This window comes from Microbacterium sp. SLBN-154 (genome assembly GCF_006715565.1).
Lineage (GTDB): Bacteria > Actinomycetota > Actinomycetes > Actinomycetales > Microbacteriaceae > Microbacterium.
The window spans coordinates 94,434-117,915 of record NZ_VFNL01000001.1; the positions used below are offsets into that span (position 1 = coordinate 94,434).

A 23,482-nucleotide genomic window follows, 5' to 3' on the forward strand; every position below is an offset into this window, starting at 1 on the left:
TCATCCTTCCGGGGACAGGTCGATGACGCGTCTGGCCTGGCGGCGGACGTGGGCTGCATCGCGGGTCGCCTGCGGGTCTTCGGCGAGCTGCGAGCGATAATTGACCGGGTCGGTCGCGCCTTCGGTGTTCACCACGAGAACGACTGACGTGTCGTCGAGTCCGAGTTGCTCGGCGGCGGCACGGTCATCGAGGAGCGCCTGGAGACCGGCGAGCGCGGCGGCTCCTGATTCTCCGGAAACCAGCCCTTCGGTCGCCAGGGTGCGCATGGCCGAGTGCGCGCGGCCGTCGGAGATCGCGATGTAGGCATCTGTGCCGCCCTGCACGGTCGGCCATGCCAGCAGCGAGGGGAGCCCGCAGTTGAGTCCGGCCATGGTGGAGCGGTGCGGCCCGGGGGCCTCGGTGACCTCGTCGTTCTCCGCCGAGCGCAAGAGGCAGTCGGCGTCGATCGGCTCCACCACGACCGTCGTGGGGCGACGGGAATTGCCCGAGCGCCGAGAGTCGTCGTAATGGCTGATCGCGGCCGCGGCGAAAGCGCCGACCCCGGCTTGGACAAAGAGGTGCGTCGGAGCGGGGAGGCCTGACCGCGCGAGCGCGTCATCGACCTCTTCGAACATCGTGGCGTAGCCGCGAATGACATCACGCGGGGTGTCGAGGTATCCGGGCCACGAGGTGTCGCTGATGACGAGGGTGCGTTCGTCGGCCTCCTCGGCCGAGCGGCGTACGGTGTCGTCATATGTGCCGTCGACGACAGTGACACGCGCACCTTCGCTTTCGATGTCGGCGATGCGAGAGTCCGCCGTTCCGGCGGGGACGAAGACGTCGCAGTCCAGATCCAGGAGCGCTGCCATGCGAGCGACGCCCCGTCCGTGGTTGCCGTCGGTCGCCGCGGCGAGCCGGCGTCTCAGCCGGTCGGCGAGTGCTGCGCGTAGCGCGTCAAGGGTGAGCGGGATGTCGGGTGCCCAGTCCCGTTGGATGGCTCGAGCGGTCGCCCAGGAGGCGCCGAGCATCTTGAAGGCCGGAAGTCCGAGGCGCTCGGCTTCGTCTTTGACGTAGATGCCGGCCACCCCGCTCTCGGCGGCGAGAGAGCGCAGCTGCAGGAGCGGCGTTGCTCGATAGCCCGGCAGGGAGCGGTGGAAGTCGCGGCGCGCGGCCGCATCGCCGTCGTTGATCGGCTGGGCGGGCCTGCGGCGCGTCGGTATGTAGATGCGGGAATCAGCCATGCGGGCTCCTTCTCAAGTCAGACGGCGGTGTAGCCGCCGTCGACGACAAAGCTTTGTCCGGTGATGTACGCGGCGTCGTGGGAGGCGAGGAAGAGGACGGCGCCGACCACGTCTCCGGGTTCACCCTGACGGCGAAGCGGGATGGACTCCTCCAAACGTCGCGTCGCCGCATCCGGATCCTCCTGGTGACCCCAGAAGTCGTCATTGAAGGGTGTGTCGATCCAGCCGGGGAGGACGGCGTTGGCCGTCACACCGGCGGGACCCCATTCGTCGGCAAGGGCCCGCACGAGCCCGAGAAGTCCGGACTTCGTGGCGTGGTAGGCAGGCATTCCGGCGTGTCCGCGAAGCGCTCCCGTTGAGCTGGTGACGATGAATCGGCCGGCATCACTCCGCCGCAGTGCGGCGTCGGCGGCGACGGCGGTCAGGAACGGGGCGCGCAGGTTGACAGCAGTGGAATGGTCCCAAGCGTCGGCCGTCCACTGTGAAAGCGGCGCGGCGCGCAGGACACCGGCGTTGTAGAAGACGAGATCGATCACCCCATCGCCGAGGTCGACCGCCGTTTTGACCGCTCGCGCCGGGGCGTCGGCATCAGCGAAGTCGGCGTGCACGGCGAGGGCGCGGGGGTTCGCGAGGGAATTGATGAGTGCGTCGGCGGCGTCGATGTCGCGGTCAGCGAGCACGACCGAATCGCCGCGGGCGCTCAACGCCTCAACGACTGCGGCGCCGATCCCCGTCGCTCCGCCCATCACCAGGGCGACGGTCACGGTTCGACCTCGAGCCCCAGAGCGGCGACGCTTTCCCGCGCGCACGCATCGTCGATCGAGCTCGGGGCCCCAGAAACGCCGAGGCCACCGATCAGCTCCCCCGCCGCATAGAGGGGTACCCCACCGGCGATCATCACAGCCCGTCCGCCGAGGGACCCGGCCATTCCCCAGTCTGTTCCGCCGGGTACAGAACTCTCCGCCCACCGCGCGGTCGGCGCACCGAACGCGACGGCGGTATATGCCTTGTCGATGGCGAGGGTCACCCCGCCGATCTGGGATCCGTCCGCGCGACGGACCGCGACGAGGTTCCCGCCACGATCGACCACGCACGCCGCCAGGCGCACTCCTCGGGATGCCGCCGCCGTCGAGACGCCGGCCAGAAGGGCCAACGCGACTTCTTCGGTGACGTCGGACGTGCGGGGGAGGTGGAGAGCGGCCATGAGGACCTTTCGTATAAAAAATACGTCGCGCTACACTATAGCCATGGCTACCGCTTCCGCGCACCCCTCACGTTCGACATCAACTACGTTCGAGCCGGCGCGGTCTGCGCCGGTGATCGCGCGGGGCGCCCTTGGCGCTGTGTCAGCGGCGCATCCGCTCGCTACCGACGCCGGTCTTGCGATGTTGCGCAGTGGCGGTTCTGCGGTCGACGCCGCGATCGCCGCGCAGGCCGTGATCTGCGTCGTTCTGCCTGATGCCGCGGGCCTCGGTGGCGATCTTCTGGCGCTCGTCTCCCGCCCAGGGCAGGTCACGGCGGTGAACGGCGTCGGTCGATCCCCGGCACAGGCCCCGGCACGGTGGTCGAGCGACGGCGGCGGCTCGGTCACGGTGCCCGGACTCGTCGACGGGTGGCTGACTCTTCACCGGCACGGCGGACGGCTCCCGCTCGTCGACATCCTCTCCCCCGCCCGCCGGCTGGCGGAGCAGACCCCGCTTCCTGTGGGGACAGCCGAAGCTGCACAGCGACACCGGCCACGGCTCGAGCGGTTCGGAGGCGCGGGGTGGGCGCTCCTGGATGCCCTCACGACGGGAGTTGAAACCTGGTCGCAGCCCGAGCTCGCCGACCTCCTCGACGCGATCGGCACGCGCGGGCGCGATGCCTTCTATGCCGGTGATGCGGCCGATGCCATCGTCGCGGCAGTGCACCGCGCCGGCGGATCGCTCACGATCTCGGATCTCGCCGCCCACAGGAGCATGGCGAGTGAGCCGGTCTCGGTCAGGTGGCACGGTGGGCAGCTTCTCGTTCAGCCGCCGCCCTCTCAGGCCGTCCTTCTCGCAATGGCAGCAGCGTGGCTCGAGCGTGAAGGCGCGCCCGAGAACCTCGACGCGCTGCCCCACCTGCTGGTGGAACTCACCGAGAGCGCGTTCACCCATCGCTCAGACGCCGGTCGAGGAAAGGACCTCCTGTCGATGGCGCTCGACGTGGATCCGGATCGCGCGTCCGGCCGCGGGGGCCCGCGCTCGTATCTCCACACCGCCGGTGTCGCGACCGCCGATGCCGAAGGCATGGTGGTGTCGTCGCTGGTGAGCGTCTTCGATGACTTCGGCTCGGGGGTGTACGTTCCCGAACTCGGCATCGTGCTGGCCAACCGGGCCGCGGGCTTCACCGACGGCGCCAATGCGGCGGGGCCCGGGCGCTACCCCGTGCACACGCTGGCACCGGCGCTCCTCGTCGAGGACGACGCGGTGACGGCGCTTGCCACCCCCGGTGCGGACGGCCAAGTGCAGACACTGCTGCAACTCCTTGCCCGACACCGGTATCTCGACGAGGACTGGCCCTCCGCTGTCATCGCCCCTCGGTGGCGGAGCGAGGACGGCCGTCTGCTCGTCGAGCACGGACACCCCGCCGAGCTCGACCTCCGAGAACGTGGCCACGAGGTCGTCACCCGCGACTACGGCGAGGATGTCTTCGGCGCTGTCGTCATCGCCGGAGTGGACAGCGGCGGGCCGTTCGCCATCGCCGACTCTCGTCGTTCGGTCGAGGCGGGTGCCGCGTGACCGCCGTGGTGACAGCCAGCGCGCTGGCACGCCGGATGGAAGGCGAACGCGACTCGCTCGTGAAGCTCTGCGCCGAGCTCGTCGCCGCGCCCAGCGTCAACCCGCCGGGCGATACCCGTGAGGTCTCTGCCGTCGTGACGCGGTTCCTGAGATCGCGCGGCATCGAGTCGCGCCTCGTGGCGCTCGACCCTCTCATGCCGTGTGTCGTGGCCGAGGTCGATTCCGGGCGACCGGGGCCACACCTCGTCCTGAACGTTCACCTCGACACCATGCCGCCGGGTGAGGAGGCGGAGTGGACGCAGCCCATCTGGTCCCTCACGCAGGTCGCGGGGCGCCTGTACGGCCTCGGCATGGGCAACATGAAGGGCGCTGTCGCCGCAATGGCACACGCCCTCGCGGCGCTCCATGATCATCGAGACCTGTGGCGAGGTCGCGTCACCTTCACCGCGGTGAGCGACGAGGTGGCCTTCGGCCCCCACGGCTCGGCACACCTGCTGGACACCATCCCGGGAATCGCCGGCGATGCCCTCATCTGCGGCGAAGGCCCCGGCTTCCGACGCCTCGCTCTGGGCGAGAAGGGCGTGCTGTGGCTTCGGATCGACGTCGCCGCGTCCGGCGGCCACGCGTCATCAGTGAGAAGAGGGAAATCCGCAGCCGCCGTGCTCGCACGCGCCATGGGCGCGGTCGACGCCCTCACCGGCACCCGGGGCACCCTCGAGGGTGCGCTCGCCGACATCCGGTTCGCCGACACCGACTCGGCCCTCGCTCTCACCGCCAGCGTCGGCGTCGCCTCAGCCGGCACCTTCGTGTCGCAGGTTGCGTCGCGCGGTCACGCCGAGATCGACCTGCGACTGCCGCCGGGCATCTCGACCAACGCCGCGCAGCGTCTCGTCGAAGCGGCCGTGCATGCGGCGACCGAAGGAGCGGATGTCACGGTGCGGCGCCTGAAGGGCTGGGATCCGAACATCACCTCCCCCGAGAGCGGAATCGTGCAGGCGTGGCGACAGAGCTGGGCGGAGCTCGACCTCGGCGAGCTGGAGTATGCCATCCGCCTTCCCGCCAGCGACGCGAGCAGATGGCGTACCCGCGGGACGCCGGCGATCTGCTACGGCCCGCAGCCGACGTTTTCGGCCGGCGTCGACGACTACGCCGAGGAGGACGAGGTAGTGCGCTGCGCGACGCTCTACGCCGCTGCTGCGATGGGCTTCCTCGACGCATCCGTATCCGACGAGGCAGGATGGTCCGCGTGACCCCTTCGAGTGCGACAACCGACCTCCCGGTGGGAGGATCGCTGCCCGCCCAGATCTTCGGGCGCCTCGAAGAGGCCATCATCGGAGGCGAGTTCACTCCCGGCAGTCGCCTGCGGGCTGATGAGATCGCCGCCACCTACGGGGTGAGCAGGATCCCGGTGCGGGAAGCATTCAGCGCCCTCGCCGAATCCGGATGGGTGGAGATCCGTCCCCGCTACGGCGTGTACGTTCGGCAACGCTCCCGTGACGAACTGACCGAGCTCTTCGAAGCGCGGGCGGGTATCGAGCAGGAAATCGCCCGCCTCGCCGCAGAGCGGCGCACCGATCATGATCTCGAGGCGCTCCGAGACGCTGTCGAGCGCAGCCGCGCCGCTGCTCCTCGACGCAATGCCTCCGAGCTCACTCAAGCGGCCGCCGACTACAACGTCGCACTGCGAGCAGCGTCGCACAACGCGGTGCTGGGCACCCTGTCGCTGCAGCTGGAGAAACGCGCCCGCTTTTACTTCGCACCCATCGCAGCCGAGGTGGGCGCATCGTGGACCGAGGGCCAGGAACGCCTCCTGGGCATCCTCGAGCGCGGCGACGCCGAGGCTGCCGCGGCCTCCGCCCGCCGCCATATCCTAGAGACCGAGCGCGACGTCGCCGATCTCCTCGACTCGGAGATCTTCAGCGACTGACGGTCGGCACCTGTCTCTTGGTGACGCCATCGCTCGCTCGCGTGGCGTCCGCAACCCGTGCGATGCAGTAGTCCCGCCACGCGATGCGACGCGTCAGCAGCCAGTACGCGGTGGCAAGACCCGGCCAGTTCTGAGTGTTCACACCGGTGTCGTCGACGTACCAGTTCGCGCACCCGGTGACCCACACGCTCCGCGCCGATCGGCGTTTCATGTCGGCGACGAAGCGGCCCGTGGCTTCGGGTGTCGGATCCATCGCAAGCGGTCCGCGGCGCCGCCACGCCCGCGCGATGCGAGCGATGTACTGAGCCTGCCACTCCAGGAACACCAGAACGGAGTTCCATGCGGGATTGGTGTTCGGCCCGTACACAAGGAACAGATTCGGGAAGTCGGGCACACCCATACCGAGGTACGCACTCGGGTTCTCGGCCCACGCATCTGCGAGTGGACGACCTCCGCGTCCGCGGACATCGATGCCGCTCAGGAACGCCTGGGTGCGGAATCCGGTGCCGTAGACAATGACGTCGGCTGGCAGTCGCTGCCCCTCGGTTGTCACGACGGCGTCGGGCTCGATGGCAGCGATCCCGGCGTTGACGAGATGCACGTCGTCACGCTGAAGAGTGGGATACCAGTCGTTCGACACGAGGATGCGTTTGCAGCCGAAGCGGTCGGCCGGGGTCACCTTGGCGCGAAGCTCAGGGTCGCGCACCCATTGCTCGATGTCGCGTCGGAACTGTCGCTCGACCGGCCGGACAAGCTTGGGAAAGCGAACGAGTCGAGGCGTTCGCACTTCCTTGCCGATGTAGTCACGCCAGCGGCGCAGGCGCGCACCGATCCGGCTGCGGGCTCGCTGATAAGGGTGGTCGCCCTTCTCAAGCACGTAGCCCGGGGATCGCTGGATGACCGACACGGACGCGGCAGCGTCGGCGATCGCCGGCACGATCTGCACGATGCTCGCGCCCGAGCCGATGACGACGACGCGCTTTCCCGCGAGATCGACGGAGTGATCCCAGCGTGCCGAGTGGAAGGTTGCGCCCGCGAAGGTCACGGCCCCAGGAATGGCGGGGGTGTGGGGGGTGCTCATCTGTCCGAGCGCCGGAACAAGGATGTCGCAGCGGTCTTCCAGGCCGGAAGCGAAGCGCAGCAGCCACGAGCCGTCGACGTCGTCCCATGTTGCCGAAATGAGGGTTTGGTTCGTTCGCAGCGCGGAGCGCAGTCCGACGGCATCGACCGTGTCCTCGATGTACTGCCGGATCTCCGCCTGGGGCGCGAAGCGACGGGTCCAGTCCTCCTTGGGAGCGAAGGAGAAAGAGTACAGGTGAGAGGGCACATCACACGCCGCGCCTGGGTAGTCGTTGTCGCGCCAGACCCCGCCGACACGGTCCGCCCGCTCGTAGAGGGTGACGACGGCGCCACTCTGCTGGAGACTGTGAGCGGCGGCGACACCACCGAAGCCTGCGCCGATCACGGCGACACGTGGCACCATCTTCATGGATACTTTATACATTACACCGCCCGTCACAGCAACAATCTGGCGGCCCGCCACGGCACGCGTAGCCCGCCGAAGGGGCTCCCCCCCACCGCGCCGTCGATCGACCCACGGGGACAGTCTTTCGACCTAGTCATATTGTATGTATATTGATAATGTGTTCATCCGACCTACCTATAGGCGTCAGTAGGGAGTGGGCGTGGAGGAAACAGCACTTCTCAATTCCCCGGGAGCAGAGCAGTGGTCCTGAATGCGCTATCGCTGCTCGAAGGACGACAGATCATCGTCGTTGGTGGAACGGGGAACGTTGGCTTCTTCCTTGTCAAGACCTTCGCATCCGCCGGCGCGAAAGTCGTCGTCACATCTCGCTCCACCAAGAAGGTGGATCGCCTCAGGGAGCGTCTGGGCCGCGACCTCGCGGGTGGACTGAGCGCCCTTCTGGGCGATTTCGGCACGCCTGAGAGCGCGGCGGCGCTTCGCGCCCAAATGAGGGCGGCGGCACCCGAAGTCTTCGCAGGAGTCGCAGCGTCCGCTAGCTGGCACCAGGTGCCGTCCATGATCCAGGCTGGCTTCGCCGACTTCCGACATGTGATCGAGACCCGTCTCTTCGCGCACTATCTCGCGGCGGAGACGATCCTCGGCTTACTGCCCGGGGAGGGCTCTTACGCAACGATGAACGGGGACGCGGGGTTTTCGGGTCCGCCGTATCCGGGGACCGGCGCCATTTCCGTGTCGTCTGCTGCGCAGGGGAAGCTCATGGAGGCCTGGGGAGCGGAAACCGGAGGCTCTCCGCGGGTCAACGACGTCGTGATGATGGCCTCGATCGGCCCCGACGGTGCGCGCCCCGGGTCGCCCCTGACCGGGCCGGAGGTCGGGGTGTTTGTCGCAGCGCTCGCTTCGCCGCTCGGCGCCTCCGTTCACAATCGCTCCATCCGGCTCCGGTCGCCGCACCAGGTCGAGGCAGCCCTTCGCGGTGAGTTCGGCGAAAGTGACCGCTGACGCGGACGCGTGCGGCGTATATGTCGGGCAGAGGCACGGAGGAAGAGACTGAGCGTGGATGACAGCGCAGCTACTTTTCTGACCAACGCGACGATGGCGGACGGAGCCGTCTGCGACGTCGAGATTTGCAATGGTGTGATTGCCGCGGTGCGACCGAACGATGGGCGATCTTCAAGCGCCGGGCCCACCTCTATCGACCTTTCCGGATACCTGCTCCTTCCGGCCGCCGCAGAACCCCACGCTCACCTCGACAAGGCGCTCACGTGGGACCTCGTGGGCGCGCCGCCGGGTGATCTGGACTCGGCGATCGAGTCGTATCTCGACTTCGAGCGAGCAGTGACGGAAGAGGAGATCTACGCACGCGCACGGGCCGCGGCGCTGAAGCTGCTTGCGGCGGGTGTGACTGCCGTGCGGAGCCACGTCAACCTCATGCCTGGCCCGCTCCCCTACCGGGGTGTCGACGCGATGGTTCGCCTCCGGGCAGATCTCAGCGAGGTTATGGATGTCGAGCTTGTGGCGCTCCCGTACATCGCTGCGGAGACGGACGTGATCGAAGGCGCGCTCGACCGTGGCCTCGATCTGGTGGGAGGAGCGCCCCACCTCGATTCAGATCCGATCTACGAGACGAATCGGATTCTCGACATCGCTGAGCGGCGAGGGATAGGTGTCGACCTCCATGTCGACGAGTCCCTCCATGGCCCGACGACGATGCGAGAGTTCGCCGCCGTGGTCTCGGGCTGGCCCGAGGACCGCTCCCGTACCGCAGGCCACTGCGTCCGACTCGGCACTCTGCCTCGGAACGAGGCGACGGCCATCGCACAGATGCTCAGCTCGTCGAAGATCGGCGTCGTCACCCTCCCCATCACCAATCTGTATCTCCAGGGAAGGGAAGCCGAGCACTCCGTTCCCCGCGGGCTCACCGCGCTGCGCACTCTTCTCGACGCCGGCGTCGTGCTGTCGGCGGGCGCCGACAACCTGCGAGATCCCTTCAACCCGATGGGGCGAGGAGACCCTCTCGAGACGGCCTCGCTGCTGGTGACCGCTGGGCACCTCCCGGTCGAGACCGCCTGGGGGCTGGTGTCGGCTGGAGCTCGCCAGGTGATTGGCCTGCCGGCCGCCGGCCCTGTCGTCGGCCTGGCGGCCGATCTCCTCGCCGTCCGTGGGCAGAGCCTCGCCGAGGTCGTCGCGGAGGCATCGCAAGACCGGATGGTGTTTCGCGCGGGAAAGCTCGTAGCCCGGACGACGCTCCATCGCACAATGGCCGTGGTCTCGTGAATCAGCGCCTCGTGATCGATCCCCTGCGACTTCTCGGTCGGTGGCTGAACGAGGTCGACCCGCTTCCGCTCATGACTTTGGGCACGATCGGAGTCGATGGAACCCCAAACGCGCGCAGCCTTCTCTTGAGCTCGTTCAGCGATGGGCAACTGCGGTTTCATACCGACGTGAGAAGCCGGAAAGTCGCGGAGATGCGCCGCCACCCGGATGTCTCCCTCACTATCGCGTGGGCTGCGCTCGGTCGTCAGGTCGTGGTACGAGGGCGAGTCGAGGAGGAAGATGCCAGTCGTTCCGCGGCCGCGTACGCACTGCGCCCCTACTACCTGCAGCTTCTTGCGTGGCAGAACACGCCGCAGGCGGCCGAGCTCCCGCTCGACGCACGTCGCCGCAGCTGGGAGCAGTTCGCCGACCTTCATCCGCCCGGCTCACTCGCGCCGCCGACGACATGGGCCGGGTTCGGAGTTTCTCCCCGGAAGATCACATTCTGGTTCGCGGATGACCAGGGACCGAGCAACCGGCACGAGTACGAGAGGACGGGTGACGCATGGAGCCGGACTTCGCTGCCGGGATAGGCAATCATCACGACACTGCGATGGTCGAAGCGCACATCAGAGCAAAGCTCGCGGGCTTGAGCGAAGCATTCGCCTCCAACGATGTGGAGGCCTACCTCGCCGGCTTTCACGAAGAGGCGACGTTTCAGTTCCACTACTCGCCTCGACTCGTGGATGGGCGCGACGAGTATCGCCGCCTGTGGCGCGAATGGGAGCAGAACGACGGCTTCAGGATTCTGCGGAGCGTGACCAGCGACCTGACGATCCGCATCTCATCGTCCGTGTGCGTCGTCGTGCAGAGCCTTGATATGACATACGCGGTGGGTGATCGAGTCATACCAAGTGCGGAGCGGCAGACACTCGTTTTCGCGCAGGATGCCGGATGGCTGGCGATCCACGAGCACAACTCCCCTCGCCCTGAAGCCTGACGCACGGTGGTCGAGCGACCGCCGGCTCAGCCCGGTGACCGCCCCGCGCGGTCGAAGCGAGCGATCTGCTTCAACGACAGCACAGCGCCGCGGACCGCCTCGTCGAACACGCGGGCGCCCACTTGAGCAGTCGCGCCCCGCGGGTCGCCGATGACTCCGGAATCGCCGAAGTCGTTGCTCAGCCAGCCGAAGAGAACCGGAGCACCGTGGAACCCGATGCGGTCGTACGCGTCGAGATGCTCCGGAACGGATCGCTCGGCGCGAGTCATGTCGACGAGATCCGGCCTGAGGAAGAGCATGAGCGATGTCTCGCTGAATCCGCCGTGTATCGGCATGCCGTGCTCGTCGGGACCTTCTCGCCCGTCGCTCGCCGGCACGGGGAAACTCATCAGGAAGGTCTCCAGCCCGAACGCGAGCCTCAGTTCGCGGAGAGCTACCTGCAGGAGTGCCGCGTTTCCACCGTGCCCGTTGAGGAAGACGAGTTTCCGCGCCGGCGTGGCGGCGACCGACCTGCCCAGGTCGGTGAGCGTCGCGAGGAGGGCCTCCGTGGAGAGGGTCATCGTCCCGGGCGCCCACAGGTGCTCATTCGACTTCGTGTAGGCCAGCGCAGGAAGCAGCCAGACATCCACGCCCTCGTCGGCTGCCGCCTCTGCAGCCGCCTCGGCGACGGCGTGCGCCATGAAGTAGTCGGTCCCGAGAGGCAGATGCTCCCCGTGGTGCTCGATCGCACCGGTCGGGAGCAGGAGGATGGATTCGGCCCCCAGCGCGCGGGCGAGCGAGGGGCCGGGTATCTCCGCGACTCTCCTCGTCACGTCTGTTCCCTCTCATCCGCGCCCGCTCGCCGCGAAAGTGTCGGCTGCTCGATCTTTCCGGGGTTCAGGAGCCATCCGGGGTCGGTGACGAGCTTTCGAGAGCGTGTCCGCTCGACGTTCGAATCCACACGCCACTGATGGGGGTTGTGGGTTGCGACCCCGAGCTCGTTGAGGCGCAGCATCCCTTCGATGACGGCGTCCTCGCTCTGGTACGGCGCCGCGAGCATCCCGACGGGAGCGCCTCGAAACGCCTCGACGTGCAACGAGCCTCCCGGATACACCGCTTCCACCTCGGAGACGCGATCGATGAGGGCATCGCCGCTGACCTCCATATGGAAGTAGGGCACCGGCTGCGCCTTCTGCAGCCACTCCACGGGATGGTTGTAGGACAGCATGCTCGCGCGAAGCACGGCCTGAGGCCCCTCCTCGACGAGTTCGACTCGGCCCCCGGCGGCGACGACCGCTGCCGATGCGGCGTCGAGAGACCGCGCATCGACGATCGCCCTCAGACTCGCTCGATCCTCGGGGATTCCCGCGTGGTGCGGCAGAGCCATCGCGAACAAGGGCGGATCCAGCGACCCCAGACGCGGAGTGCGGTCGAGCCGGGTCAACTCGCCGATGACCGGAAGCGACTCTGCGAAGTCAGGGAAGCTCGCGTACAGCACGCGCCACTGCTGAAGCGGCTCAAGCCTGACCGTCGCGCGGCAGATGACTCCGACCGTCCCGTAACTGTGCAGGTACGGCGCGACATCCGGTCCTTCGACCCTAGTGAGGGACGACTCACCGTCGGCGTGGACGACGTCGAGGCCGAGCACGAACCCGGCGTCCGAGATGGACCCATGGGCCACCGACCCCGTCCCTCCGCTGCCGCCGGAGAGGAACCCCCCTACTGTGCTCTGCACCGTCGACGGGTACAGCATGAGCTGCTGGCCACGGTTCCAGGCGTGGCTCTCCAGTGTGGCAAGCGACGCACCCGCCTCTGCCGTGATGTATCCGTCTCCGATCTCGAGGATCTTCCGCGCTCGCGAGACATCGATCACCAGGCCACCCGCCATGGGTATGCCCTGCCCGTAGTTCCCTGTGCCCTTGCCGCGCACAGTCACCGGAACACCGAGCCGTACGGCCGCCGCAACGCAGGTCGCGACCTCCTCTGCGGACGCCGCGTAGACCACTGCGTCGGCGAAGCCCAGCGGAAGCTTGCTCGCGAGAATCGGGGAGAGCCGTGCGCCGTCCACGGATGCTCGTCGGCGCGTCTCGGGCTCGCGGCTCACATTGCGTTCACCGATGTCGTTCGACAGCTCGGCGACGAGTTCATCGATGACGGCAGGCTCGATCATGACGCCTCCTCGAGGTCGACCCGCTCCGCAGGGGCGAAGGGATTGTTGATAGTATCAACATCGACGGTAGCGGCTCCATGTTTCGGCGGCATGACTTTTCTGAGGTGGGCGTGGGCAGATCACGTACGGACGAGGGGGACACCGGGGCTCGGTCCTCCGTGGTCGGTGCGCGCATCCGCGAACTGCGCCGATCGCGCGGCCTCACGCTCGTCGAGCTCGCCCGTCGGTCGGCGCTGTCCCACTCGTTCCTCAGTCAGGTCGAGAACGGTCGCGCCCGGCCCAGTTTCTCGTCGCTCGATCGCATCGCGCGTGCTCTGGGCACCACGCAGGTGGATGTGTTCGCCGCCTTGAACCCTGTGCCGATCGTCTCCGCCGCACCGGGTGCCCTGATCGTCACTACAGGGATGGAAGGAGACGGCGCCTATCTGGAGGGGGGAGCACGGGTTCTCGTGGAGACTGCCCAGAGCTTCACGCCCCTCGAGTACCTGGCCGCCAACGAGGACTTCGGAGAGTACTTCATCCACGACGAGGAGGAGTTCTGCTACGTCGTGGACGGCGTGGTCGAGGTCGACTTCGGCGCGGCGGAACCCGTGGTGATCCCACAAGGCGGCGCCTTCTACTACAGCGGCGGAACCCCGCATCGGTACCGATCGCCGACCGGTGCGCCGTATCGCGTGATCGTCGTGAAGCAGCGACTCGCCACCCCATACGACCCGAGTGCGCGCGAAGACGAGATGACGGGCGTCAGCGATGGCCGAGTCTGACTTCGTCGAGGCGGTCGTCATCGACAGGAAGCTCGTCGCGGATGAGGTCGCGCGCATCGATCTGAGACTGTCGGGGTATCGAGAACTCGACGCGTGGACCCCCGGAGCCCACATCGACATCCGCCTCCCGACGGGGGCCGTCCGCCAGTACTCGCTCATCGGGGATGCCTCGGATCTCCCGACGCTCTCTATCGCGGTGCTGCGAGAGGACTCGGGCCGGGGCGCGTCGCGCTGGCTCCACCAAGAGCTGACCGAGGGACAGGTGCTGAAGGTGCGCGGCCCGTTCAACCACTTCCCACTCGTCCCCGCGAGTCGCTACACCTTCGTCGCCGGGGGAATCGGCATCACGCCGCTGCTGCCGATGGTCAGGGCGGCCGCCGCGGCCGGACTGCCGTGGCGCGTCCTGTACGCCGGCCGTTCCCGTTCTCGACTGGCGTTCGTGGAACATCTCACGGCGATGGGCGACGTGACGGTCTTCGCGTCCGACGAGGGCCGGCGCCTCGACCTCTCCCGCCTCGCTCCTGCCTCAGGCGAGGCGGTCTACGCGTGCGGACCCGCCCGAATGCTGAACGAGGTCGTGGAGCATGCGCGAACCTGGAACTCAGCGACTCTCCACCTGGAGAGATTCGAACCCGTCGAAGCGACCCCTCGCGCATTCGAGGGGATATTCCACGTCGATCTCGAGGCCTCGCAGCTCGAACTCGCCATTCCCCCTGAACGCAGCATTCTCGACGTGGTCGAGGAGGCCGGCGTCTTCGTCCTCTCCTCCTGCCGGGAGGGGACGTGCGGCACCTGTGAGACGTTCGTTCTGGAGGGGACCGTCGACCATCACGATTCCGTTCTCACGGCCGAACAACGCGCAGCGAACGACCGCATGATGATCTGCGTCTCGCGATCCGCCACGCCGCGCCTGCGGCTGGATCTGTAGATTGCGGTAATACCAGTAAGTCCGGTAGGACTGAATCATGTCGAATGAAAGAGCCGAGCACGCGGCAGTCGTGCTCACGAGCGAGTTCAGTCCTCTGCGACTCGAACTGGACGCGCGTTCGGGGTTGCCCGTCGCACTCACCGGTGAGGGTCGCCGCATCTCTATGCAGGTGGGTCTCGAGGTGATCACTGCCGGGGAGGAGGAGGTGCCGCCGCTCGGCGGACTCGCGTACGTCGACACGATCTCCGAGACGGATGTGGTGACACAGGGCGAGGCCACACAGCAACTGAGTCGAGACGCGCGCGAGTTCCACATCCCCATCAGCGTGGGGGCGACGAGCGGTGCTCTCATCTACACATTTCGAGCGTCGCATCCCCGCCTCAGCCTGCAGGTCCGAATCGACGGTCGCGGCACCGACCCGGTCGTACTGCGCGACGTCGTGGTGACCGTTCGACCGGAGGCGACCTCCGCTGAGCCGTGGCGGCTGCATGCGCCCGGCAATCGCATCCGGACGGACCTGCCGCTCGCATCCTTGACCCGAGAACTCGAGGTTTCGCCACCGGGTGGCCTTCTCGGATCCTCGGGGATCGTCGCCTTGGAGCTCGTCTCCGAAGACGATCCGCTCGTCGCGCTCTTCTGGCCCTTTCCGACCAACGAGATCGGCACCACCACGGTCTCGCCCTCCCCCGACGGGCCGCGGATCATCTTCGACACCGACCTGGCCGCAGTGCTCTCCGCGGGGCAGCGAGTGCACACGGGGGCGATCCACCTCGACCTCGTCCCGGAGCGCTGGGAGACGGTGATCGACTCCGTGCCCGACTGGCTGGAGGAACTCGGTGTTCGAACGCCCTCCGCTCGGGCGTCGTGGGCCGCCGGCGCCAACATCTTCGAGGCACAGATCGGCTTCTCGGTGTTCGCCGGGGGGTGGCGCTACAGCCCCTACCCCGAGCCGCAAGACCTGATCGCCGACCTGGACCGGATCGCCGATCTCGGCTTCAACACGATCCAGCTGATGCCGCGGCATCCGTTCCCCAGCTACAACGTCTACGACTACTCCGATGTCTCGACCAGTTGGGGCGAATCCGGCGGGATTCGTTCGCTGGTCGACGAATGCCACCACCGCGGCATGCGCATCATCTTCGACATCCTCATGCACGGCGTCGTGGACAGGGAATCCGTGAAGCGGGCGGCGGACGCCGTCCGGTCGGGGCCCTACGCGACTCGACTCGACGAGGCGACGACGCCCCTCTGGCGCGGTGGCCCGGACAACTTCGGCTTGGCGTTCAGCAGACACCTCATCGACTTCGAGCAGTACTGGTCGGAACCGAGTGCGCAGGAGCACCCGCTCATCGCGGCACACCCCGACTGGTTCGCCCGTCTCTCCGACGGCACGATCAGCGGCATCTACTCGAAGGCGTTCGACGTCTCACACCCCGAATGGCAGGACTACTTCATCGACGCCTGCGAGCGACTGGTCATGGAGCTGGGCATCGACGGCTTTCGCTTCGACGCGCCGATCTTCAACAACTTCGCCAACTGGACGCCCCGAGCCCAAAGCCACGCAAGCGCGAACGCGCTCGCGAGCATCCCTCTCTTCCGGCGGATGCGTCGCAGACTCCGTGCGATCTCCCCGGAGATCCTGCTGTACACCGAACCCTCGGGTGTGCTGCACCGCCTCGACATGGACGTCAACTACAACTATGACGAGCAGTGGCTTTTCGGGGCTCTCTTCGATGACACGCCGCGCGAGGACCAGGAGGCGATCACCGGTGAATCGCTCGGGCGCTGGCTCTCCCATCGCAATCGGTGCGTGCCGAAGGGTTCGCTCACCGCCCATCACATCGACTCGCATGACACGTTCTGGTGGGGTCTCCCGGGATCCAAGTGGTTCCGGGAGATCTACAGCGCAGGACACACCCGCGCGCTGACCCAGATCTTCGCGCTGAGCGGAGGACCGTTCATGATGTTCGTCGGCGGAGAAGGTGAGATCGAATCCCTGCTCGGCCGCGTGCTTCGGCTGCGAGCAGAACGCCCCGAGTTCAGCGCGGGCGAGCCAACCTGGGGCGATGTCTCGATCGACACCGACAGCGCTTACGCCGTGACGATGAGGACCCCGGAAGCGAGTTCGCTGGTGGTGGTGAACACGACGGACGAAGAGCTGACGGTCGAAGTCGCCCTGCACGATGACGTTCCTGACGACTGGACTGCACACGACATCCTGAACGAGCATCCCGTGGAGGTGCGGCGGGAGAACGTGACGACCGGCCTGCGTGTGACTCTGCCTCCGTTCGCCGGCGCCGCCATCCCGCTGTCGACGACAGCTGCCGGGGCGAGCACCGAGGGCACGCGATGAATCAGTCGGAGCGCGACAGTGCGGGCGCCACACCACCGATCGTTGCGATCGAGACGATTCGCACTGCGCTGCAGAGCAACGTCGTGTGGGTCGTCCTGACCAGTGAGGACGGTCACCGAGGCCTCGGTGAGACGTTCTACGGCGCCTCAGCCGTCGAGGAGTATGTGCATGCACAGGTTGCCCCGGTTCTCCTGAACGAGCCCATGCCGTCGCCGCAGCGCGTCGCTCGCGTCCTCAGCGGATATGTCGGCTATGCAGGGTCGGGCGTCGAGGTGCGCGGGAACTCCGCAATCGACATCGCGCTGTGGGATCTGGAGGCGCGCCGGGCGAGTCGGCCCCTGCGGTCGCTTCTCGGCGGCCCCTTCCGGGACGCCGTCCAGGTCTACAACACCTGCGCCGGAAATCGCTATGTCAGCGTCGAGTCGCGGCAGAGCTCGTCGAACTGGGGGCTTCCTCAGGCCGGCGAAGACCGGTACGAGGACCTGTGGCGCTTCCTCAACGAGCCCGGAGCCCTGGCGGAGGATCTGCGCGATGAGGGCTACCGGGGCATGAAGGTGTGGCCGTTCGATCTGGCCGCGGAGGCATCCGGCGGCGACCACACCGCGGACCTGCGGTTCGGCCTCAGCGTGCTCGACGAGATCAGATCTGCCGTGGGGAACGAGATGGAACTCTACGTGGAGCTCCACTCTCTTTGGCAGCCCGCGGGCGCAGAACGACTGCTGCGAGCTCTCGAGCGGTTCGACCTGACCTGGGCCGAGGATCCCCTCCGCGCCGATCACCACTCGGCGCTTTCGAGTCTTCGAGGGAAGGTCGGGGTGCCGATCGCCGTAGGAGAGAACCTGGGAGCCGGATTTAACGGGTTCGGCCCACTGATCGCGTCGGGGGGCGTGGACGTCGCGATCCTTGACATCGGATGGAGCGGAGGGATCACCGCTGCCATCCGGACCGCGTCGCTCGCCGACCAGGCGGGTGTCCCCATCGCCCCCCACGATTGCACTGGACCCGTCGCCCTGGCCGTAGCCGCCCACTTCGTCACGAGCATCCCGAACGGCTTCGTCCAGGAGGTCGCGCGAGCGTTCCTTCACGGCTGGTACGGAGATGTCTGCATCGGCACCCCCGTCGTGTCCGAAGGCATGATCCGACCGTCGGATCGCATGGGGCACGGCGTGGAGCTGACCCCCGGATTCCTCGACTCTGCGACGACGACGCGCCGCGTGTCCGCGCGATAGGCAGGAAGGCAGTCGGAGAACTCATGCACGACCATTCCGTCGTGGTCGGACTTCGCAAGCAGCGAATTCTGCCCTTGATCACGAGTGATGACATGACCCTCGGTGCGGAGCTGATAGACGCTCTGGTGGCATCCATGCTGACGACGGTCGAGGTCACGTTGAGGCGTCCCGGATCGCTGGACTTCCTGAGCAGTCTCGCGACGTCCGCGCGGCTAGAGGTGGGCGCGGGCACCGTGATGTCCGGGTCTCAGGCCAAGCGGGCGATCAGTCATGGGGCGAGCTTTCTGATCTCCCCCGGCTACAGCGCAGAGGTGCATCACGTGGCCACCACGTTCGATCGGCTCTACATCCCGGGAGTCGCCACGGCCACAGAGCTGATGCAGGCCCTGAACAAGGGGGTGCGCGTCGTCAAGTTCTTCCCCGCGGCCACCGCCGGCGGACCCGATGCGATCCGCGCGTTGGCGGCCGTCGCCCCCGCTGTCCAATGGATTCCCACAGGGGGAATCACCGCGGAGAGCGTGGTCGACTACCTGCGCATTCCGGAGGTCGTCGCGGTCGGAGGCTCGTGGATGATTCCCTCCGACGCGCTTCACGCGCAGGACTTCGCGACGATCAGAGGGGCACTCGGGAGCGCCCGCCGATCGGCCGAAAACAACTGACGTGGAGTACACCCGTCGGGCCCGCCGATCACGGCCGATACCATCGACCCGGAAAGGCCGGTGATGGCGATGGTCGGTGCGCTACGCAAAGTCGAGGTGATAGCGCTCCTCGAAGCACGGATCCTCAAGGGAGAGTTCCCCGCGGGCACGAAGCTGCCCTCCGAGCGAGAACTCGCGGACGAGTACGGGGTCAGCAGGCCCGTCATCCGCGAAGGCATGGCGGGCCTCGTGGAGCGCGGCCTGGTAGCAGTCCACCCGGGCCGCGGGGCGTTCGTCCGCGGCGTTGCGACCGATGAACTCGCGGAGTCGCTCAATCGCGTCGCCGCGCGATCGGCCATCACCACCCGCGATGTCGTGCAAGCCCGACTGATGGTCGAGGTGACGGCCGCACGGCTCGCCGCCCAGTCAGCGCCCGCCAATCTCGTCCGGCTGCGCTCCGCACTCGAGACCCACGAGGCGGCGAAGAGCCTTGATGAAGTGGTGTCCACGGATCTCGCAATCCATGAGGAGATCGTTGCGGCGACCGGCAACCCTGTGATCGCCTTGATGTTCGGAGCGATCCGCAGCCAGGTGTACGCCCTCATGCTGCGCAGTCACAGCGACCGCGACGTGCACTCGAAGGGTGACCCACAGCATCGGGCGATCGTCGAGGCCATTGCATCGAGGGATCCGGATACGGCCGCCGCGATCATGCAGGAACACCTCAGTCTGGCGCTCGATCTATTCGGAAGCGACGTCGACCGACCGATCAACGAGGTGCTCGAAAGCCGCGGAATAGCGGCCGCCCCGCTGCTCGTCACCGCGCTCACCTGAGTACGAGGCGGCGTCCAAGAATGTGCCGCTACCTGTGAACCCTTCGCCTGAGAGCGGCGACCAACTCCGCTTCGTCGGCGCACACCAGGCGGTAGTCCCTGACAACGAATCGACCCGCCACCATGACATCGCGTGGCCGGCGACCCGGTGACGCCCAGAGCAATCCGTCGATGGGGTCGGCGACGCCCGCGTCCGAGACACCAGAGACGTCCCAGACGCAGAGATCGGCACGCGCACCCAGACGAAGGTGTCCCAACTCACTGCGTCCGAGCCCCACTGCGGACCCCTCGGTAGCCAGACCGAACGCCTCGAGCGCAGCGAGGGGTCGGCCGACGAGACCGGAGAGCTGCATCGCCAGGCGTGCGTCGGAGAGCAGATGGCCGGCATCGTTCGATCCTCCGCCGCTCGTGCCGAGCCCCACCGTGACGCCAGCGCCGAGCAGCTCGCGGACGGGCGCGATCCCCCACCCCATGCTGGCGTCGCAGGCGGGAGCGTGCGTAGCCGTCGCCCCCGAGCTGGCCAGTCGGTGTACCTCATGCTCCGTGATGCCGCAGAGATGGGCGAGCGTCACATCGGGAGAAACCCATCCCCACTCCTCGAGCAGATCCAACGGCCTCCGCCCGTAGCGAATCGCCGCCCTCTCGACGTCGACCTGCTCATTCGCCTGAGTCCGGCGACGCAGTCCGTAGCGGGCGGCGACCTCGCCCATGAGCCGGAACGTCTCCTCCCCGTCGCTGTGGACTCCGGCCGGGCCTACTGCGAGCTGGATCATCCCGTCGGCCGTCACCCCACCCGGGCCGACCTGGGTCGCATCCGCGATCTCCACCGCGGATGCTGCCGCCTCCTCAGGGTCGTCCCCTGCTGTGCCGCGCACGAAGACGAGACGTATGCCGAGTTCGCGCGCGGCCGCGATGGACGCGGATGCGATGCCGAGGTGGTCTCCGCCGGACGGCCAGGTGAGGTGGTGGTCAGCGACGGTCGTCACGCCGGACAGAAGACTTTCGGCGATGCCGATCCTGCTCGACAGGAGCGTCAGCTCCGGATCGACCTCGGCCTCGCGGTAGGCCCGTGACATCGTCTGCAACCACTCGCTCATCACCACGCCGCGCGTGCCCGGCAAGGTGCGGAATGCGCTCTGGAGAAGGTGATGATGCGCATTGACGAGTCCCGGGGTGACGACGCAACCGGAGACGTCGAGAACCGGGCCCGTCTCGGCCGCGTCAACGACGACATCGTCGGTGATGTGAAGGTCGCCGTGATCGATCGTGCGTGTGTCACGAAGGATCGCGTCAGCGCCGCGGAGGGTGACCATCGACATCCGCAACCCTTTCGGCATGGCGAGTGAGCGCGTCGATCAGGTGCGCGGGACGATCTGGCTCGCCGCGTGCGCCCGGTTGGGCGATCAGCGACAGGCCATCGAACGGACCCCCCACGAGCCTGCAGACGGGAGTCGCGGGCCACGGCTCCGCGATCACGGTGAGGTGATCGCAGCGTGACGCTCGAACCACGGCGCCCGCACCCTCCCCGCCGAAGACCACCACGCCCGAAGGTCTCGACCGCTCGATCGTGAGCCACGCAGCGTCGGCCAGCTCGTCCGCGATGTCCGTCGGTGAGCTCGGATCCGTCGTCTCCGCTCCACCGTGAACGAGCAAGACATGCCGACCCTTGTCGATCATGTCGGCGGCCATCGAGAGCGCGCCCGAGCTCGATCCGCCGCCCACCTCCACGAGCACGGCCATCCCCGACTCGAGGAGGAAGTCCACTTGTCGACGAGTCGCGACGTGCTGACTGGAGACGACGATGAGGCATCCTTTCTCGTGTCGCCCCGATGCCGGGGCTGGCGACGCCGTGATGGCGCCGAGGAGTCCGTAGGCCCCAACGACACCGAGGCTGCGCGTCGAGCTCACTTCTCGGATGGCGGCTGCGGCTGCGCGCTCATCGCGAAGCGATGCGACATCGAGCAGGGCGTGCTCGCCTCGATCCAGGATCGTGGACAGCGCCTCCGCCAGCTCGTCCGGCGCCATCCGGCCCGCGGCGAGGGGGGTCGAAGGGAGGAGGTCGCAAGGATGATGATGCGGCGCGTCGCGGGCGGGTGAGAGCGGGATGGGCTGTCCGCGCAGATACTGCTGGCCACCGACCGTATGGATGCCGAATCCGGCAGCCGAGGGCGCCACGACGACCGGCCGAGCGAGCGCATCCGCCCAGGCTCCCACCTCCGCCTTGACGTTCCCCCTCAGCAGACTGTCCACCCGCTTGTACGCCAAAGCGCCCGGGTGGGCGATCGCGTGTGCCCTCAGCGTGGCTCCCCGTACGCGATCGGCGGCCGCGCCGGGCTGCATGAGACGCGAGCCCGTATTCACCACAACCGCCGACGCATCCGAGACCGGGGGAATTCGGTCCCACTCCACGACGATCGAGCGAGCGCCCCCGCGGCTCGCCTCCGCGCACGCGGCCACCGCGCCGGTGAGATCGTCGCTGATCACGACGATCTCCGGCGCCGCGTTCGCCTGCATCGCGAGCCCCCTCAGTCGTAGAGCTTCCCAGGATTCATGATGCCGTCCGGGTCGAACGCTCGCTTGAGGCGACGCGCTACGTGCGCGACGTGCGCGCCGTCTTCGACGAGGAACGGCTTGCGCGCGAGACCCGCACCGTGATGGTGGGAGAGGATGCCGCCCATGTCCCGCGTGGTGTGCATCGCAACATCCCAGATCTTCTGGATTCTCTCCGCTGCCTCTTCGTCGGTGCCGGCCTCCCCCAGGAGGATGACGTAGAGGGACGTCCCGTGGGTGTAGACGTGGGAGAAATGGCCGAGCACTTCATCGGCCAACGGAGACAGGTTCGCCCGGAGCGCGTCGTACAACGCGGCGATGTCACTCCACGGCGCAGCCACCTCGATCGTCTCCGCGAATCCGCCCGTCGTCCCGAGAACCCGCTCGACCGTGGAGAAGTCGTACCTTCGCTCGAACCAGTCCTCGACCAGGGCGGGCCCCAGCGATCGAGCACCCACTTCGAGGAGCAGGTCGGCGGCCGCGGAATGCTCGGCCGACGCTACTCGAGGCAGGCCCTCACTCGAGAGGAAGACGACTGGCGTGTCGCGGACGACGCCTCGACTGGCGTGCACGGATTCGTCCTCGTCGTACAGACGAACGATCGCGGGCCTCAGCCCTCCCTGGGCGATCGAACGCAGCGCCGCGAGACCCTGGCTCACGTCCGGCACGGTGAAAGCCTCGTTGACGCGGTGCGGCGCGCGCGGGAAGATCCTCAGCGTCGCCTCCACGAAGATTCCCAGCGTGCCCTCGGAGCCGAGGAAGATCCTCCGAAGGTCACTGCCGGTCGCTCCCCGGGGGTGCTGACGCAGATCCGCGACCTTGCCGTCAGGAAGCACGATGACGAAGCCGACGAGCAGGTCTTCGATTCCTCCGAAACGCGACGACAACTGACCCGTTGCGAGCGTCGCCAGCCAGCCGCCGACCGTGGATCGGTCCAGGGACTGCGGAGAGTGACCGAGCGTGAACCCCTCGCGTCGGAGCGCGTCCTCGAGTTCGTCACCCCGCACCCCGGCAGGAACGGTCACCGTGTGATTGAAGGCGTCGATCGCCGGGCGACCGACGAGCTCGCTCAGATCGACCACGATCCCCCTTCGTGTCGGAAGCGGCGAGCCCGTCACGGATGACCCCAGCCCCCACGGCGTGACGGGGATGCCGTGCGCGGCCGCGTATCGGACGACGGCGACTACTTCGTCGACACTGCGGGGCAGCACCGCGAAGTCCGGGACGAACTCGGAGACGTGCATCCGACGACGCTTGACCGCCAGCGGCCACCAGTCGTGGCTGTACCGCACCAGGGCTTCCGGGTCGTCCACGAGCACCGCGTCGGGCAGCTCGTTCTTCAAATTGGCGTACCGGCGATCCATCGTCTCCCCGTCCTCTGCAATCTAC

The 23,482-nt window shown here is 67.5% G+C and carries 22 protein-coding genes; 13 read left to right on the plus strand and 9 right to left on the minus strand.

All coding sequences use genetic code 11. From position 1 onward, the window contains the following. From FBY40_RS00535 to FBY40_RS00545, 3 genes are read right to left on the minus strand one after another with little or no spacing between them, the layout of a single operon-like run. Positions 1–1,221, minus strand: a complete 1,221-nt coding sequence (locus tag FBY40_RS00535) for a diaminopropionate ammonia-lyase (RefSeq protein WP_141935494.1) — start codon at positions 1,219–1,221, stop codon at positions 1–3. Positions 1,222–1,238: 17 nt separating this feature from the next. After that, positions 1,239–1,985, minus strand: a complete 747-nt coding sequence (locus FBY40_RS00540; protein ID WP_141935496.1) for an SDR family NAD(P)-dependent oxidoreductase — start codon at positions 1,983–1,985, stop codon at positions 1,239–1,241. Continuing rightward, positions 1,982–2,425, minus strand: a complete 444-nt coding sequence (locus FBY40_RS00545) for a GlcG/HbpS family heme-binding protein (protein WP_141935499.1) — start codon at positions 2,423–2,425, stop codon at positions 1,982–1,984. The genes FBY40_RS00540 and FBY40_RS00545 overlap by 4 nt, the downstream gene beginning before the upstream one ends. A gap of 43 nt (positions 2,426–2,468) precedes the next feature. Here FBY40_RS00545 and FBY40_RS00550 point away from each other — a divergent pair, with 43 nt between their 5' ends. Genes FBY40_RS00550 through FBY40_RS00560 form a run of 3 tightly spaced genes read left to right on the plus strand, consistent with a single transcriptional unit; the run spans position 2,469 to position 5,910 of the window. Further along, positions 2,469–3,983: a gamma-glutamyltransferase gene (locus FBY40_RS00550; protein ID WP_141935500.1), complete on the plus strand. Its 1,515-nt coding sequence runs from the start codon at positions 2,469–2,471 to the stop codon at positions 3,981–3,983. Beyond that, the gene (locus tag FBY40_RS00555; protein ID WP_141935503.1) at positions 3,980–5,233 is read left to right on the plus strand and encodes a M20/M25/M40 family metallo-hydrolase; all 1,254 of its coding nucleotides are present in this window, start codon (positions 3,980–3,982) and stop codon (positions 5,231–5,233) included. The genes FBY40_RS00550 and FBY40_RS00555 overlap by 4 nt, the downstream gene beginning before the upstream one ends. Continuing rightward, positions 5,230–5,910 (plus strand): GntR family transcriptional regulator, encoded by a 681-nt coding sequence (locus tag FBY40_RS00560; RefSeq protein ID WP_160141303.1) that lies wholly within the window; start codon positions 5,230–5,232, stop codon positions 5,908–5,910. The genes FBY40_RS00555 and FBY40_RS00560 overlap by 4 nt, the downstream gene beginning before the upstream one ends. Here FBY40_RS00560 and FBY40_RS00565 read toward each other — a convergent pair. Further along, positions 5,900–7,399 (minus strand): flavin-containing monooxygenase, encoded by a 1,500-nt coding sequence (locus tag FBY40_RS00565; protein WP_200829896.1) that lies wholly within the window; start codon positions 7,397–7,399, stop codon positions 5,900–5,902. The genes FBY40_RS00560 and FBY40_RS00565 overlap by 11 nt on opposite strands. A gap of 237 nt (positions 7,400–7,636) precedes the next feature. On the opposite strand from FBY40_RS00565, the gene FBY40_RS00570 reads away from it, so the two are divergent. From FBY40_RS00570 to FBY40_RS00585, 4 genes are all read left to right on the plus strand, one after another. Then, positions 7,637–8,395 (plus strand): SDR family NAD(P)-dependent oxidoreductase, encoded by a 759-nt coding sequence (locus FBY40_RS00570; protein WP_141935509.1) that lies wholly within the window; start codon positions 7,637–7,639, stop codon positions 8,393–8,395. Between the two features lie 54 nt (positions 8,396–8,449). Next, positions 8,450–9,670 carry an amidohydrolase family protein gene (locus FBY40_RS00575; RefSeq protein WP_200829897.1) on the plus strand — a complete coding sequence of 407 codons (1,221 nt, stop codon included), beginning with the start codon at positions 8,450–8,452 and terminating at the stop codon, positions 9,668–9,670. Positions 9,671–9,741: 71 nt separating this feature from the next. Continuing rightward, a complete protein-coding gene (locus tag FBY40_RS00580; RefSeq protein WP_235015020.1) occupies positions 9,742–10,242 on the plus strand; it encodes a pyridoxamine 5'-phosphate oxidase family protein in 501 nt (166 codons plus the stop codon). Next, positions 10,215–10,649 (plus strand): YybH family protein, encoded by a 435-nt coding sequence (locus FBY40_RS00585; protein ID WP_141935513.1) that lies wholly within the window; start codon positions 10,215–10,217, stop codon positions 10,647–10,649. The genes FBY40_RS00580 and FBY40_RS00585 overlap by 28 nt, the downstream gene beginning before the upstream one ends. A gap of 26 nt (positions 10,650–10,675) precedes the next feature. On the opposite strand, the gene FBY40_RS00590 is transcribed toward FBY40_RS00585, so the two are convergent. Beyond that, on the minus strand, positions 10,676–11,461 hold the full coding sequence (locus tag FBY40_RS00590) for a creatininase family protein (protein WP_141935516.1): 786 nt from the start codon (positions 11,459–11,461) through the stop codon (positions 10,676–10,678). Next, on the minus strand, positions 11,458–12,798 hold the full coding sequence (locus tag FBY40_RS00595) for an FAD-binding oxidoreductase (RefSeq protein WP_141935518.1): 1,341 nt from the start codon (positions 12,796–12,798) through the stop codon (positions 11,458–11,460). The genes FBY40_RS00590 and FBY40_RS00595 overlap by 4 nt, the downstream gene beginning before the upstream one ends. Before the next feature lie 110 nt (positions 12,799–12,908). On the opposite strand from FBY40_RS00595, the gene FBY40_RS00600 reads away from it, so the two are divergent. From FBY40_RS00600 to FBY40_RS00625, 6 genes are all read left to right on the plus strand, one after another. Continuing rightward, positions 12,909–13,562, plus strand: a complete 654-nt coding sequence (locus FBY40_RS00600; protein ID WP_160141304.1) for a helix-turn-helix domain-containing protein — start codon at positions 12,909–12,911, stop codon at positions 13,560–13,562. Continuing rightward, positions 13,549–14,490 carry a PDR/VanB family oxidoreductase gene (locus FBY40_RS00605; protein ID WP_141935522.1) on the plus strand — a complete coding sequence of 314 codons (942 nt, stop codon included), beginning with the start codon at positions 13,549–13,551 and terminating at the stop codon, positions 14,488–14,490. The genes FBY40_RS00600 and FBY40_RS00605 overlap by 14 nt, the downstream gene beginning before the upstream one ends. 37 nt (positions 14,491–14,527) lie before the next feature. Beyond that, entirely contained in the window at positions 14,528–16,843 is a 2,316-nt protein-coding gene (locus FBY40_RS00610) for an alpha-amylase family glycosyl hydrolase (protein WP_141935525.1), read from the plus strand. Then, positions 16,840–18,072, plus strand: a complete 1,233-nt coding sequence (locus FBY40_RS00615; RefSeq protein WP_141935527.1) for a mandelate racemase/muconate lactonizing enzyme family protein — start codon at positions 16,840–16,842, stop codon at positions 18,070–18,072. The genes FBY40_RS00610 and FBY40_RS00615 overlap by 4 nt, the downstream gene beginning before the upstream one ends. 23 nt (positions 18,073–18,095) lie before the next feature. Continuing rightward, the gene (locus FBY40_RS00620; protein WP_141935529.1) at positions 18,096–18,731 is read left to right on the plus strand and encodes a bifunctional 4-hydroxy-2-oxoglutarate aldolase/2-dehydro-3-deoxy-phosphogluconate aldolase; all 636 of its coding nucleotides are present in this window, start codon (positions 18,096–18,098) and stop codon (positions 18,729–18,731) included. A gap of 63 nt (positions 18,732–18,794) precedes the next feature. Further along, positions 18,795–19,544 carry a FadR/GntR family transcriptional regulator gene (locus tag FBY40_RS00625; protein WP_141935531.1) on the plus strand — a complete coding sequence of 250 codons (750 nt, stop codon included), beginning with the start codon at positions 18,795–18,797 and terminating at the stop codon, positions 19,542–19,544. Between the two features lie 28 nt (positions 19,545–19,572). On the opposite strand, the gene FBY40_RS00630 is transcribed toward FBY40_RS00625, so the two are convergent. Genes FBY40_RS00630 through FBY40_RS00640 form a run of 3 tightly spaced genes read right to left on the minus strand, consistent with a single transcriptional unit; the run spans position 19,573 to position 23,457 of the window. Next, positions 19,573–20,862, minus strand: coding sequence for an amidohydrolase family protein (locus FBY40_RS00630; protein WP_200829898.1), 1,290 nt, complete (start codon positions 20,860–20,862; stop codon positions 19,573–19,575). After that, entirely contained in the window at positions 20,834–22,057 is a 1,224-nt protein-coding gene (locus tag FBY40_RS00635; protein ID WP_141935532.1) for a four-carbon acid sugar kinase family protein, read from the minus strand. Before FBY40_RS00635 ends, FBY40_RS00630 begins: the two co-directional genes overlap by 29 nt. A gap of 11 nt (positions 22,058–22,068) precedes the next feature. Beyond that, a complete protein-coding gene (locus tag FBY40_RS00640; protein WP_141935534.1) occupies positions 22,069–23,457 on the minus strand; it encodes an FAD-binding oxidoreductase in 1,389 nt (462 codons plus the stop codon). Positions 23,458–23,482: the final 25 nt, after the last annotated feature.

Coding starts and splice junctions, on each gene's coding strand:
- FBY40_RS00535 (WP_141935494.1), bottom strand. CDS start 1,221: ATGGCTGATTCCCGCATCTACATACCGACGCGCCGCAGGCCCGCCCAG.
- FBY40_RS00545 (WP_141935499.1), bottom strand. CDS start 2,425: ATGGCCGCTCTCCACCTCCCCCGCACGTCCGACGTCACCGAAGAAGTC.
- FBY40_RS00550 (WP_141935500.1), top strand. CDS start 2,469: ATGGCTACCGCTTCCGCGCACCCCTCACGTTCGACATCAACTACGTTC.
- FBY40_RS00565 (WP_200829896.1), bottom strand. CDS start 7,399: ATGAAGATGGTGCCACGTGTCGCCGTGATCGGCGCAGGCTTCGGTGGT.
- FBY40_RS00580 (WP_235015020.1), top strand. CDS start 9,742: ATGACTTTGGGCACGATCGGAGTCGATGGAACCCCAAACGCGCGCAGC.
- FBY40_RS00585 (WP_141935513.1), top strand. CDS start 10,215: ATGGAGCCGGACTTCGCTGCCGGGATAGGCAATCATCACGACACTGCG.
- FBY40_RS00595 (WP_141935518.1), bottom strand. CDS start 12,798: ATGATCGAGCCTGCCGTCATCGATGAACTCGTCGCCGAGCTGTCGAAC.
- FBY40_RS00605 (WP_141935522.1), top strand. CDS start 13,549: ATGGCCGAGTCTGACTTCGTCGAGGCGGTCGTCATCGACAGGAAGCTC.
- FBY40_RS00610 (WP_141935525.1), top strand. CDS start 14,528: ATGTCGAATGAAAGAGCCGAGCACGCGGCAGTCGTGCTCACGAGCGAG.
- FBY40_RS00615 (WP_141935527.1), top strand. CDS start 16,840: ATGAATCAGTCGGAGCGCGACAGTGCGGGCGCCACACCACCGATCGTT.
- FBY40_RS00620 (WP_141935529.1), top strand. CDS start 18,096: ATGCACGACCATTCCGTCGTGGTCGGACTTCGCAAGCAGCGAATTCTG.
- FBY40_RS00625 (WP_141935531.1), top strand. CDS start 18,795: ATGGCGATGGTCGGTGCGCTACGCAAAGTCGAGGTGATAGCGCTCCTC.
- FBY40_RS00630 (WP_200829898.1), bottom strand. CDS start 20,862: ATGTCGATGGTCACCCTCCGCGGCGCTGACGCGATCCTTCGTGACACA.
- FBY40_RS00635 (WP_141935532.1), bottom strand. CDS start 22,057: ATGCAGGCGAACGCGGCGCCGGAGATCGTCGTGATCAGCGACGATCTC.
- FBY40_RS00640 (WP_141935534.1), bottom strand. CDS start 23,457: ATGGATCGCCGGTACGCCAATTTGAAGAACGAGCTGCCCGACGCGGTG.